Origin of the sequence: Dactylosporangium sp. NPDC051541, from assembly GCF_044454505.1 — a bacterium.
Taxonomy (GTDB): Bacteria; Actinomycetota; Actinomycetes; order Mycobacteriales; family Micromonosporaceae; genus Dactylosporangium.
Genome location: NZ_JBITDU010000014.1, coordinates 116535 through 129027, shown reverse-complemented (window position 1 = coordinate 129027; position 12493 = coordinate 116535). Strand labels below are relative to the sequence as shown.

The window sequence follows — 12493 nt, the reverse complement described above, 5'->3', positions numbered from 1 at the left end:
CGATACGAGGTTGACATCGGGGATTGCCGGGTGAATTGTTGACAATCAAGTTCGACAGTCAACGGAGCTGACCCCATGGCCGCGCACTACGTCGTCCGATCGATCGACCGGGCCGAACCCGGCGTCATCGCCGCCCTCCGCGACGCCGGTGTCGCGACCGTCCACGAGGCCGCCGGCCGCGTCGGCCTGCTCGGCCCCCAGGTCCGGGCCCGCCAGGCCGGGACCGCGATCGGCGGCTCGGCCGTCACCGTCTCCTGCCACCCCGGCGACAACCTGATGATCCACGCGGCCGTCGAGGTCTGCCGGCCCGGCGACGTGCTCGTCGTGACCACCACCTCGCCGTCGACCGACGGCATGTTCGGCGAGCTGCTGGCCACCTCCCTGGCCGCCCGGGGCGTCGTCGGCCTGGTCAGCGACGCCGGGGTCCGCGACCTGGCCGAGCTGCGGGCGATGGGGTTCCCGGTCTGGTCCCGGGCCGTGCACGCGCAGGGCACCGTGAAGGCCAGCCCCGGCTCCGTCAACGTCCCGGTCGTCGCGGCCGGCCGGCTCGTCAACCCGGGCGACATCGTGCTCGCCGACGACGACGGTGTGCTGGCCCTGCCGGCGGCGACGGGCCCGGCGGTCGCCGCCGCGGCGGCCCGGCGCATCGACGGCGAGGCGGCCAAGCGGGAGCGGCTCGCGGCCGGGGTGCTCGGCGTCGACCTCGACGGCCTGCGGCCGCTGCTCGACCGGGTCGGGGTGCGCTACGTGGAACGGCTCCCGGAATGACCGCGCCGGCCGGCGGCATCCGCTGCATGCTGATGCGCGGCGGCAGTTCGAAGGGCGCCTACTTCCTGGCCGTCGACCTGCCGCCCGAGCGCGACGACCTCCTGCTGCGGATCATGGGCTCGCCGGACGAGCGGCAGGTCGACGGGCTCGGCGGCGGCCACCCGCTGACCAGCAAGGTCGCCGTCGTCGCCCCCTCGACCGACCCGGGCGCGGACGTCGACTACCTGTTCCTGCAGGTCGTGCCCGACCGGGCCGTCGTCACCGACGCGCAGACCTGCGGCAACCTGCTCGCCGGGGTCGGGCCGTTCGCGATCGAGCGCGGCCTCGTCCCGGTCACCGGCGACCTGACGACGGTGCGGATCCGGATCGTCAACCCGTCCGTCAGCCTGGTCGAGGCCCGGGTGCGCACGCCCGACGGCCGGGTCCGCTACGACGGCGACACGGTCATGGCCGGCACGCCGTTCCCGGCCGCACCCATCGAGCTGACGTTCCCCGGCGGTCCGGAGAAGATCTTCCCGACCGGCAACCTCGTCGACGAGCTCGCCGGTGTCGACGTGACCTGCATAAACGCCGGAATGCCAGTGGTGGTACTGCGAGCTGGCGACCTCGGCCTCGAAGGCACCGAGACACCGGCCGACCTCGAGGGGCGCCGACGACTCCGGGAAACGCTGGAAGCGGTGCGGCTCGCGGCCGGGGCGGCGATGGGCCTCGGGGACGTGCGGGACACGACGGTGCCGAAGCTCAGCATCGTCTCGCCGGCGCGGCACGGCGGCACCGTGACGACCCGCACGTTCATCCCGCACCGGGTCCACGCCGCGATCGGGGTCCTCGGCGCCGTGTCCGTGGCCGCGGCCGTGCGCACCCCGGGCACCGTCGCACCGGTCGAGGGCGGCGACGAGGTGCGGATCGAGCACCCCAGCGGCACCTTCGACGTCGGCATCGAGCTGGACCTCGGCGGCGCGGCGACCCGGGTGCGGCGCAGCCGCGTGGTACGCACCGCCCGCAAGATCTTCGACGGCCTCGTCTGGCCCCGCAGCGGAAAGGCAACCGGATGACGACCCCGCACAACCCGGACGGCCGCCGGGACATCGCCCACGTCGGGCCGATCGAGCTGTATACGCCGGTGCTGGAGGAGTCGGCCGACTTCTTCGTGCGGCTGATGGGGCTCAGGGCAGTACACCGGGAACAAGGCTCTGTGTATTTGCACACCTGGGACGACTATCAGTCCTGGACCGTGCGGCTGATCCGGCGGGACCGGGCCGGCGTCGGGCGGACGTATCTGCGGGCGGCGAGTCCGGAGGCTCTGGACCGGCTGACGGCGGCGTTCGACGCGGCCGGGCCTGACCGCACTGTCGTCCAGGACGTGTACAACCTCGGCGATGTGCACGTGGTCACCGACCCCGACGGCCACGAGCTCGGGCTGTACTGGGACGTCGAGTGGTACCGGGCCGACGACACCGACCGGCCGGCCCTGAAGAACCAGGCCGCCGCCTACCCCGGCCGCGGAGCCAACCTGCGCCGCCTCGACCACGTCAACTACCTCACCGCCGACGTCACCGGCACGGCCGCGTTCCTCGGCGGCGTGCTCGGGGCCCGCTGCACCGAGCGGATCGTCAAGGACGACGGCGAACCGCAGGCGATCTGGTATTCGCTGGGCAACAAGACCTACGACCTCGTCTACACCGAGGACTGGACCGGTCACCGCGGCCGGCTGCACCACGTCGCGTTCGCCACCGACACCCGCGAGGAGATCCTGCGCGCCGCCGACGTCTGCCTGGACGCGGGCGTGCACATCGAGACGGGGCCGCACAAGCACGCGATCCAGCAGACGTTCTTCCTGTACGTCTGGGAGCCCGGCGGCAACCGCGTCGAGATCTGCAACGCGGGCGCGCGGCTGATCCTGGCCCCGGACTGGAAGACGATCAGCTGGGCCCGGGAGGAGCGGGCCAAGGGTCAGGCCTGGGGCCTCAAGACGATCGAGACGTTCCACACGCACGGCACGCCGGTGGTCGAACCGTGATCATCGACTGTCACGGTCACTACACGACCGCGCCGGACAGCGTTGTGTACGACGGCCGTTCGGCTTCGTACCCTTCCGTGACGGACGACGAACTGCGCGAGTCCGTCGAGGACAGCCAGCTCCGGCTCATGCGGCAACGCGGCGTCGACCTGACGATCTTCTCGCCCCGCGCCTCCGCCATGGCCCACCATTTCGGCGAACCCGCGGCGAGCGCGGCGTGGAGCCGGCACTGCAACGACCTCATCGCCCGGCTCGTCCGGCTCTACCCCGGGCGCTTCGCCGGTGTGTGCCAGCTGCCGCAGGCGGCGGGGGAGCCGATCGAAAGCGCGATCCCGGAGCTGCGGCGGTGCGTCGAGGAGCTGGGGTTCGTCGGCTGCAACCTCAATCCCGACCCGAGCGGCGGCCACTGGACGTCTCCGCCGCTGACCGATCCGAGCTGGTACCCCCTCTACGAAGCCATGTGCGAGCTCGACGTCCCCGCCATGGTCCACGTCTCGGCCGTCACCAACCCCGCCTTCCACGCCACCGGCTCGCACTACCTCAACGCCGACACCACCGCGTTCATGCAGCTCCTCCAGGCGGATCTGTTCGTGCGCTTCCCGTCGCTGCGGTTGGTCATCCCGCACGGCGGGGGCGCGGTGCCGTACCACTGGGGCCGGTTTCGGGGCCTCGCCGACATGCTCGGCCGCCCGCCCCTGGAGACGTCGGTCATGCCCAACGTCTTCTTCGACACCTGCGTCTACCACCAGCCCGGCATCGACCTGCTCTTCGCGGTCATCGACGCCGGCAACATCCTGTTCGGCTCCGAGATGGTCGGCGCGGTCCGCGGCGTCGACCCGCGGACCGGCCACCACTTCGACGACACCCGCCGCTACGTCGACGCGCTCGGCCTCAGCGCCGCCGACCGCGCCAAGGTCTACGAGCACAACGCCCGCCGCGTCTACCCCCGCCTGCCGCTGCCGTAAGGAGTTTCCATGCTCCGCACCGTCCTGGCCCTGGCGCTCACCGCCACGTTCCCGGCCGCGACCCCGGCCGCCGCCGCCCGGCGAGCAACATGGCCGTGCAGAACACGTTCCATCACGCGTGAACCGTCCGGGCCAACCTGAACCCGGACGGCCGCTACGTGCTCCTGTCCGGCCGGCTCCCGCTCATCCACGCCGCGGTCCTGTCCGCGTGCGACAAGCTCGACGGCCTGACCGACGGCGTCATCGACGACCCGCGGCTGTGCCGCTTCGACCCCGACGCGGCCGTGCCGCTTCGACCCCGACACGATGCGCTGCCGCGCCGGCCAAGACCCGGCGACGTGCCTGTCGGCGGCCGAGGCCACGGTCGTGCGCAAGTTTCACGACGGCGCCACGGACGCGCACGGCACCCGCCTCGAGCCGGCGATCGCGCACGAGTGAGGCTCGGAGCTGGAGTGGACGCTGTTCGTCCCGGCGGCCCAGCGCCAGCACGTGGCGAGCGGGAACTTCGCGCTGTCGGTGCCGTCGTTCTGGAAGACCGTCATGCCGTCGTCGTCGTACATGGCCGCCCTCGACCCCGACCTGTCCCGCTTCCAGCGCGGCGGCGGCAAGCTGATCCTCTGGCACGGCTGGAACGACCAGCACATCAGCCCGCAGAACACGCTGCTCTTCTGGGACGCGATGCGGGCGGCGATGGGCGGGGACTCCGTCGACCGCTTCGCCCGCCTGTACCTGTTCCCGGGCATGGCCCACTGCGGCGGCGGCGAGGGCCCGAACACCTTCGACGTCATGACCCCCCTGATGTCCTGGGTGGAGCGGGGGACTTCGCCGTACAGGATGATCGCGAACAATGCTTCGCGCAGCCGCCCTGTGTACCCGTACCCGGCCGTGGCCCGCTACGACGGCAGCGGCAGCACCGACGACGCCGCGAACTTCTTCGCCTACATCCCGCGCGACCTGGTCCGCAACGACGCCGACTGGGTCGGGCAGCGCCTGTTCTCGGGCAACTATCAGACCTGGCCCCGCGCCGTGAACGGCAAGCTGGTCCTGAGCCGGTGAACCGCTCGGCCGGGCCGTGCCGCGAGAAGGACGAGCCCGGCCCGGCCGAGCACATGCACGTGACGCAATGGTTGGAGGATTGCCGCCCGTCCATTGCTACGATTGGCTGGACGTCGTGATTCGTCGATGACGCAGCACGTCACCGCCGATGGCGGCTTCGCATACGGCGCTGTCGGTGCCGATATCCACGTGTTCGGTGACGGCACGCCGGTGTATCTGCTCGAGCGTTGGTCCCGCCCGCCCGGCGGCGATCCCGGCTGGCTGCTCGAACTGCCCAGCCGGCTGCTCAACGCCCGGTTCGAGGTCGTCGAGTTCACCGGCCGGCACGAGGAGCTGGCGGCCCTGTCCCGCTGGCGGGACGGCCCGGCCCGGCTGGCGGCGCACTGGCTGCACGGCCCGGGCGGCGCCGGCAAGACCCGGCTGGCCGCGCAGTTCGCCGCTGCCTCGGCCGAGGCCGGCTGGAAAGTGATCACCGCCGTGCACGGCCCGGGTAGTGTCCTGCCGCCGCCGGGCAGCCAGGATCTGCGCCTCGACGGTGCCGCCGGCGTGCTCCTCATCGTCGATTACGCCGACCGCTGGCCGCACAGCCACCTCACCTGGCTGTTCAGCAACACGATCCTGCACCGGGTCGGCGTGCCGGCCCGGATCCTGCTGCTCGGCCGTACCGCCGACGCCTGGCCCGCGCTGCGGGGCGCGCTGGCCAACCTGCAGTCCGGCACCTCAAGCTCGCCCGTACAGCCGCTGGGCGACGACGACGGGACGCGGCTGGAGATGTTCTCCGCCGCCCGCGACGCGTTCTCCCGGCGCTACGGGCTCGACCCGGCCGACGTGGACCGGCCGGACGCGCTGCGCGACCAGGAGATGGGCCTCACCCTGGCGCTGCACATGGCCGCGCTGGTGGCCGTGGACGCCCATGCCCACCAGCGCCGGCCGCCCACCGACATGGCCGGCCTGACCGTGTATCTCCTGGACCGCGAGCATCGGCACTGGGCCGACCTGTACGGCGATCCGGCCCACGACCTCGACGACCAGCGCCGGGCCAGGGTGCCGCCGCGGGTGATGCACCAGATGGTGTTCACCGCGGCGCTGACCGGGACGGCCAGCCGGGCGGCGGGCACGGCGGTCCTGGAGCGGATCGGCCTGCCCGCGGATCCCGGTCTCGCGCTCGACGACCATGCCGCCTGCTATCCGCCGGCGGCGGCGGGAGCCGTACTCGAGCCGCTGTACCCGGATCGGCTCGCCGAGGACTTCCTCGCCCTGACCATGCCCGGCCACCCGGCCGACTACCCGGCCCAGTCGTGGGCTCCGGCGACCACCGAGGCGCTGGTCGGCGGCGATGCCGGCCCGGGCCGGCTGTCCCGGGCGATCACATTCCTCGCGGCGGCCGCGGACCGGTGGCCGCACCTCGGACCCACCTGCCTGTTCCCGCTGCTCACCCGGAGCCCGCAGCTCGCGGTGGAGGCCGGCGGGGCGGCGCTGACCGCGCTGGCCGCCATCCGCGACGTCGACTTCGACGTCCTCGCGGCCGTGGAGCCGTTCCTGCCGCCCGGCCGCCACGCCGACCTGGACGTCGGGGTCGCCGACCTGGTGACCCGGCTGGCCGGGCACCGGCTGGCCACCGCGACCGACCCGGCCGTGCAGGCCCACCTGCACGCGAACGTCAGCTGGCGGCTGGACGGTGCCGGCCGCGTGGAAGACGCCCTGGCCTCTGCCCAGCAGGCCTACGACCTGCGGCGAGCGCTCGTGGCGGCCGACCGGGCCGCGCACCTGCGCGACCTTGCCGTTTCGGCCCACAACCTGGCCGCGTGCCTGGGGGCAACGGGCCGGCTCGAGGAGACGGTTGGGCTGATGGAGGAGTCGGTCGAACTGTTCGGGGAACTGACCGGCACTGATCCGGCCGGGTTTCTGCCCAGACTGGCAGAGGCGCTGGCCAGCCTGGCCGCGAACCTGCAGCGGCTGGGCCGGGGCGAGGAGGCGTACACCCACGCCGAACGCGGCACGGCCATCCGCCGCCGGCTCGCCGACGAGGATCCGGCCCGGCACCTGTCGTCGCTCGCGACGGCGTTGGCCGACGACGGCGTCCACCTGGCCGGCCTCGGGCGGCCGGAGGAGTCCCTGGCTGTGGCCGAGGAGGCGGTTGCGCTCCACCGGCAGCTCGCCGAGCAGAACCCCGCGGCGAACCTTCCCGGCCTGGCGATCGCCGCGCACTATCTCGGCAACCGCTACGGCGACCTCGAACGATGGGCGGACGGCCGGGCCGCCGCGGAGGAGTCCGTGCGGGCGTTCCGGCGGCTCGCGGAGGCCAACCCCGACCGGCACCGCGGCAACCTCGCCGGGGCACTGGACAGCCTCAGCCTCCACCTGTCCGAGCTGCAACTCCCTGAGGACGCCCTGGATCTGGAGCTCGAGGCGATCCAGATCCGCCGGCAGCGCGCGGCCGAACTGCCCGCCGTCTTCCGGCCGGAACTCGCCCGGTCGTTGCAGCATCTCGCCGGCCACCTGGCCGCCCTCGATCGCGGGGAGGAGGCCCTGGCCGTGATCGCGGAGAGCGTGTCTACGTTCCGGGAGCTGGCCGCCGCCCGCCCGGCCGCGCACCTCGGAGATCTCGCCGAGGCCCTGGATACGCTCGCCAGCTGCCGGTCGGACGTCGGCCTGGTGGCCGAAGCCGTGGCCGCCGGAGAGGAGGCCGTCGCCATCCACCGCCGCCTCGGCGCGCGGCCGGCGCTCGCCGACCTGTTGCGGTGGCTCGGGGGTCGGCTCGGCAAGAGCGGACGGCTCGAGGACGGCCTGGCCGCATGCCACGAGGCGGTCGAAATCCACCGGCAGCTGGCGCGCGCCGAGCCGGCTGCGTACCGGCCGGAACTGGCAAAATCCCTCCGATCGGTGAGCCTGCGGCTCGGCGATCTGGAACGGTGGGACGCGGCGCTGGCCGTGCACCGGGAGGCCGTGGCCATCTGGCGCCGGCTGGCCGCGTCGGACCCGGATCGTCTGCCCGCCCTCGCGGATGCCCTGTGTCACCATGTCACGGTGGCCGGCCTCGGCGGCCGGATGCGGATCGCCAGTGCCGCCGCGCGTGAGGCGGCTCAACTGTACGAACAGCTCGGTGTCCGCTTCCCGGGTGAGTTCACCGAGAAGATACGTGAGGCTCGCGAGATGCACGCCGAACTCGCGGCGATGACCAGCTGAGGTATTCGTGGAGGTAAGGGTGCGTGAGGCCGACCAGCCCGATCCGCCGGCTCCGTTCGTCCAGAACATCACGGCGAGCGGGCACAGCACGGTCGCGGCCGGCGCCATCCACGGCGACGTCATATTTCACCCCTCGGCCGGTTCCGCCCGGTTCCGGTCCGTCGGCGGCAGAGACCGGCGCATCCGGATCCTGTTGCTGGCGGCCAACCCTCAGCCCACCACGCGGCTGGCGCTCGGTGACGAGGCCCGGGAGATCACGGAGAAGCTGCGGCTGTCCCGGGACCGCGACGACTTCGAGCTGATCACCAGGTGGGCGGTGCGCCCGGCCGATCTCCTGCAGGCCATCAACGAGCATCGGCCGCACATCGTGCACTTCAGTGCTCACGGACGGCAGTCCGGCGAGATCCTGCTGGCCGCGGCCGACGGTGGCGAGCAGCCGGTGACGCCCGCGGCGCTGGCCCAGGTGTTCGGCTCCACACCCGAGGAGATCCGGGTCGTGCTGCTGAACGCCTGCTACTCCACGGCCCAGGCACAGGCGATCGGGCTCCATGTCGATTTCATCATCGGCATGGACGCGCCGATCGACGACCGGGCGGCCACGGTCTTCGCGGCGGCGTTCTACTCGGCGCTCGGCTTCGGCCGGTCGGTCCGGGTTGCGTTCAATCAGGGCGTCGCCGCGCTGATGCTGCACGGGATGCCCGGTCACGAAGTCCCGCAGCTGTTCGTCCGCCCGGGTGCCGACGCCGACGAGGCGATCATGGTCTGACCGCCGGGACCTGACCTTCGGCGCGGCCGCGCCACCCGCGGCCGCGTAGCCTTGGGGTCGTGCTGGTCATCTTCGGGTTCCGGACGAAGACGGAAGTGTTGCGGTGGGTGGCGCTCGTCTGCCGCGTGTGCGGGGCGGGCGGCCGGATGCTACTGCTGCGTGACGTCACCAAGTTCAGCCTGTTCTTCATCCCGCTCTTTCCGATCCGGGTCCGCTACGCCGTCGAGTGCCAGAATCCGGCCTGCCGGGCGCGCCCGAAAATCAGCGCGGCCGAGGCGGACGGGCTGCGCGCTCCAGCCGGTTCCTGACCCGGGCTCGGACCCGCTGTCTTGACACCCCTTGCGCGGTCCGCGTACAAACGCAAGCGTTGAGAGCGCTCTCAAGCGCCCGACATTCACCAGTCAGAAGGCGCGGAGAGCGCTCTCTCAAGGGGGTAGGGCAGCATGCAGAACCCGGCGTTGCTCGTCGCGGCGGCAGGCGTTCGGAGCCGGGCCGGCGGGGTGGTGTTCGTGCGCTGTCCGCACGCGTTGAGCGGGCCCTACGGCATCGTGGTCGAGTCCATTGTGGACACGCTTGAGCGGCGCGGGCGAGTGGTCCGGTTCGGCACCGGGGCCGGCGTCGTGCCGCCGGACGTGGACGGCGCGATCCTCATCGGAACGGACGAAACGCCGCGGTTGTACCCCCTTGTGCTCGTGGATGCGCACGAACCGCCGGCCGGGGTCTCCGCGGTGTGGACGGACCGCGCGGCCGGCGTCCAGTCGCTCGTCACCCACCTGCGCGAGCGCGGGCACCGGCAGGTGGCCACCATCGCCGCGGCCGGGCCGGGTGGCGATGACGACGGCTACCGCGCGGCCCGGGAACTGCTCGACCGGGCTGATCCGCCGACCGCGATCGTCTGTGCGGCCCCGCAGTTCGTGGACGGCGTGTTACGCGCGGCCCCGCACCTGGATGTCGCGGCATATGACGAGTCCGGGGTGGGGCCATTGCTGCGACCGGGTCTCACGGTCGCCCGGCCGAAGTGGGCCGACATGGGCCGCACGGCCGCGAATTCGCTCGTCAATCTTCTCGAAGGGGCGGGAGAGCTATTCAGAGAGCGCTCTCTCAATGAGATCTTGACGATGGTGAATGCGGAAACAGTTAACATTCTGACCAGTAAAGACGACGATTGACAGCGATTCGGTAACCGTCTAGAAACGTTTGAGAGCGCTCTCACGACGCTTCTTGGAGGTTTCTCGATGCAACCCGCCCTCAGGTCGCCGCACCGCCAGCGGCGCACCGCCCACGAGTCGCCGCGCCGCCAGCGGCGACTCCTGCTCATCGGCGCCGCCGCCACGGTGCTGCTCGGTGCCGCCGCCGTCACCGTGAACGCCTACGCCTCCATCCCCACGACGCCGTCGGGCTGGACCCTGCAGTGGAGCGACGACTTCACCGGCGCCGCCGGCACGCTCCCGTCGTCGAACAACTGGAACTTCGTCACCGGCACGCAGTACCCCGGCGGCCCCGCCAACTTCGGCACCGGGGAGATCCAGTCCTACACCACCAGCACGTCGAACATCGCCCTGGACGGCTCCGGCAACCTGCGGATCACCCCGATCCGCAGCGGCTCCAGCTGGACCTCGGGCCGGATCGAGACCAAGCGCACCAACTTCAAGCCGCCGTCCGGCGGTGTGCTGCGCATCGAAGGCCGCCTGCAGATGCCCAACGTGACCGGCGGCGCGGCCGCGGGCTACTGGCCGGCGTTCTGGGCGCTGGGCTCGCCCTACCGGGGCAACTACTGGAACTGGCCCGGCATCGGTGAGCTCGACATCATGGAGAACGTCAACGGCGTCAACCAGGTGTGGGGCACCCTGCACTGCGGCGTCAACCCCGGCGGCCCCTGCAACGAGACCACCGGCCTGGGCGCCGTGCGCGCCTGCCCGGGCAGCAACTGCCAGGGCAACTTCCACACCTACGCGATCGAGTGGGACACCAGTGTCAGCCCCCAGGTGCTGCGCTGGTACGTCGACGGCGTGCAGTTCCACTCGGTCAACCAGAACCAGGTCGGCTCCTACTGGTCGGACATGACGAGCCACGAGGGGTACTTCATCCTCCTGAACCTCGCCATGGGCGGTTCGTTCCCCAACGGCGTCGCGGGCTACTCGACGCCGACCAGCGCCACCGCCTCGGGCGTGCCGATGCTGGTCGACTACGTCGCCGTGTACAGCAGAGGCGGCGGCACGACGACCACACCCACACCCACACAGACAACGTCGGGCGGGGGTGGAAGAAGCGCCTACGCCACCATCCAGGCCGAGGCCTACGACGCCCAGTCCGGCGTCGTCGCGGGCTCGGACCAGATCGGCTACCTCGCCAACGGGGACTGGGCGCAGTACAACAACGTCGATTTCGGCACCACATCCCCGCGTGACTTCCTGGCCCGCGTCTCCAGCGGCGCGGCGGGTGGAGTCAGCGGCACCGTGGAGGTCCGCGTCGACAATGTGAACAACAGCCCGATCGGCAGCTTCTCGATCGCGAATACGGGCGGCTGGAGCACGTTCAAAGAAGTGCCCGGCAATCTCGTCGCGCAGGTCACCGGAAAGCACACGGTGTATCTGCGGTTCACCAGCGGCCAGCCGGCCGACTTCGTGAATGTCGACTGGTTCGTCTTCCGCAAGTGAAACAGCGCGGGGAGTGGCCGGGAACGGTCACTCCCCGCTCCAGCGGAGCTCCTCCGGCAGCAGCTCCGGGAAATGCTTGCGAATCACCGCCGCGGCCCCGAGGATCTCGTCGGCCGCGGCGAGCTGATGGGCCACGGTACGCCCGGCGTCGCCGGCGGCGGCCCGGTTGGCCAGGTCGCGGTGGATGTGGGCCTGCTCCTCCAGCATGCTCACCGCGGTCCACAGCGCCGCCTCGACCTTCTCCTGCTGGGCGGCGATGAGGGTGTGCGGCGACCAGGAATGGCCCACGTGGCACAGGTAGTGGATCGCCGGTGCGGTGCCGACGAGGCGCATCCCGCCGGTGCAGTCCGGGCAGCTGATGCCGACCGGCCGGCCCGGCAGGGACTTGGTGGTGGCGGCCGCGCGCTCACTCTCGGCCATGGCTACCTCCGTGACCAGTTCGGGATCGGGCTTGGCGGCGCCGTCCCAGGCGACGGGCTCGCGCACCAGCCGGTCGACGGCGGCTCCGAGCGTCGCGGTCGCGGCGGCCTGCGCGGCGGGTGTCACGGCCAGCGCGGCGGACGGCATCCCGGCGTACATGGCGTCGAGCGGGTCCTGCACGATCGCCGCCCCACCGGCCTGCGCGATCGCGGCCAGCCCGGCGGCACCGTCGTCGAGCACCCCGGACAGCACCACACCGACCGCCCGCGCCCCGTACCATCGGGCCGCGCTGCGGAACAGGGCGTCCACGGCCGGCCGGGCCCGGTTCTGCTTCGCCGAGCGGCTGAGCCGGATCAGCCCGCCGTGCACGAGCAGGTGCCGGTCCGGCACCGGGGTGTAGATCCGCCCGGGCTCGATCGGCTCACCGTCGACGGCGGGGGAGGCCGGCAGCGGCCCGCACCGCCCGAGGACGTCGGCGGCGAACGTCTTCGCCTCCGACGGGATGTGCAGCACGACGAGAACGGCGGCCGGGAGGTCCGCGGGCAGGTCGGCGAGTATGCGACACAGCGCGTCGAGCCCTCCGGCCGACCCGCCGACGACCACCAGGTCCCGATGGGCCACCGTATCCTCCGTCATAAGCGTTCGACCTTCCCGG

The 12493-nt window shown here is 72.0% G+C and carries 12 protein-coding genes and 1 pseudogene; 12 read left to right on the top strand and 1 reads right to left on the bottom strand.

Translation table 11 applies throughout. The annotated features are described in order from the left end of the window. Positions 1-75 precede the first annotated feature (75 nt). From ACIA8L_RS43445 to ACIA8L_RS43390, 12 genes and pseudogenes are all read left to right on the top strand, one after another. Positions 76-768, top strand: a complete 693-nt coding sequence (locus ACIA8L_RS43445; RefSeq protein ID WP_395914075.1) for a 4-carboxy-4-hydroxy-2-oxoadipate aldolase/oxaloacetate decarboxylase — start codon at positions 76-78, stop codon at positions 766-768. Continuing rightward, a complete protein-coding gene (locus tag ACIA8L_RS43440; RefSeq protein WP_395914073.1) occupies positions 765-1823 on the top strand; it encodes a PrpF domain-containing protein in 1059 nt (352 codons plus the stop codon). Before ACIA8L_RS43445 ends, ACIA8L_RS43440 begins: the two co-directional genes overlap by 4 nt. Then, entirely contained in the window at positions 1820-2788 is a 969-nt protein-coding gene (locus tag ACIA8L_RS43435; protein ID WP_395914071.1) for a VOC family protein, read from the top strand. The genes ACIA8L_RS43440 and ACIA8L_RS43435 overlap by 4 nt, the downstream gene beginning before the upstream one ends. After that, positions 2785-3753, top strand: coding sequence for an amidohydrolase family protein (locus ACIA8L_RS43430; protein WP_395914070.1), 969 nt, complete (start codon positions 2785-2787; stop codon positions 3751-3753). The genes ACIA8L_RS43435 and ACIA8L_RS43430 overlap by 4 nt, the downstream gene beginning before the upstream one ends. 158 nt (positions 3754-3911) lie before the next feature. Continuing rightward, positions 3912-3971, top strand: a pseudogene (locus tag ACIA8L_RS43425) (hypothetical protein); the annotation flags it as partial. 88 nt (positions 3972-4059) lie between these two features. Further along, complete coding sequence (locus ACIA8L_RS43420) at positions 4060-4191, top strand: hypothetical protein (protein WP_395914068.1); 132 nt, start codon at positions 4060-4062, stop codon at positions 4189-4191. 51 nt (positions 4192-4242) lie between these two features. Continuing rightward, positions 4243-4809: a tannase/feruloyl esterase family alpha/beta hydrolase gene (locus tag ACIA8L_RS43415; RefSeq protein ID WP_395914066.1), complete on the top strand. Its 567-nt coding sequence runs from the start codon at positions 4243-4245 to the stop codon at positions 4807-4809. Positions 4810-4935: 126 nt separating this feature from the next. Then, positions 4936-7995 (top strand): tetratricopeptide repeat protein, encoded by a 3060-nt coding sequence (locus tag ACIA8L_RS43410; RefSeq protein ID WP_395914064.1) that lies wholly within the window; start codon positions 4936-4938, stop codon positions 7993-7995. A 19-nt stretch (positions 7996-8014) separates the two neighbouring features. After that, a complete protein-coding gene (locus ACIA8L_RS43405; protein WP_395914062.1) occupies positions 8015-8761 on the top strand; it encodes a CHAT domain-containing protein in 747 nt (248 codons plus the stop codon). Between the two features lie 59 nt (positions 8762-8820). Then, entirely contained in the window at positions 8821-9069 is a 249-nt protein-coding gene (locus tag ACIA8L_RS43400) for a zinc-ribbon domain-containing protein (RefSeq protein ID WP_395914060.1), read from the top strand. 135 nt (positions 9070-9204) lie between these two features. Further along, entirely contained in the window at positions 9205-9930 is a 726-nt protein-coding gene (locus tag ACIA8L_RS43395) for a substrate-binding domain-containing protein (protein WP_395914058.1), read from the top strand. Between the two features lie 66 nt (positions 9931-9996). Beyond that, entirely contained in the window at positions 9997-11418 is a 1422-nt protein-coding gene (locus tag ACIA8L_RS43390; RefSeq protein ID WP_395914057.1) for a carbohydrate-binding protein, read from the top strand. Positions 11419-11445: 27 nt separating this feature from the next. Here the strand turns inward: ACIA8L_RS43390 and ACIA8L_RS43385 are convergent, their stop codons facing one another. Next, on the bottom strand, positions 11446-12474 hold the full coding sequence (locus ACIA8L_RS43385; protein ID WP_395914056.1) for a chemotaxis protein CheB: 1029 nt from the start codon (positions 12472-12474) through the stop codon (positions 11446-11448). Positions 12475-12493 lie beyond the last annotated feature (19 nt).

Coding starts and splice junctions, on each gene's coding strand:
- ACIA8L_RS43445 (WP_395914075.1), top strand. CDS start 76: ATGGCCGCGCACTACGTCGTCCGATCGATCGACCGGGCCGAACCCGGC.
- ACIA8L_RS43440 (WP_395914073.1), top strand. CDS start 765: ATGACCGCGCCGGCCGGCGGCATCCGCTGCATGCTGATGCGCGGCGGC.
- ACIA8L_RS43435 (WP_395914071.1), top strand. CDS start 1,820: ATGACGACCCCGCACAACCCGGACGGCCGCCGGGACATCGCCCACGTC.
- ACIA8L_RS43420 (WP_395914068.1), top strand. CDS start 4,060: ATGCGCTGCCGCGCCGGCCAAGACCCGGCGACGTGCCTGTCGGCGGCC.
- ACIA8L_RS43410 (WP_395914064.1), top strand. CDS start 4,936: ATGACGCAGCACGTCACCGCCGATGGCGGCTTCGCATACGGCGCTGTC.
- ACIA8L_RS43395 (WP_395914058.1), top strand. CDS start 9,205: ATGCAGAACCCGGCGTTGCTCGTCGCGGCGGCAGGCGTTCGGAGCCGG.
- ACIA8L_RS43390 (WP_395914057.1), top strand. CDS start 9,997: ATGCAACCCGCCCTCAGGTCGCCGCACCGCCAGCGGCGCACCGCCCAC.
- ACIA8L_RS43385 (WP_395914056.1), bottom strand. CDS start 12,474: ATGACGGAGGATACGGTGGCCCATCGGGACCTGGTGGTCGTCGGCGGG.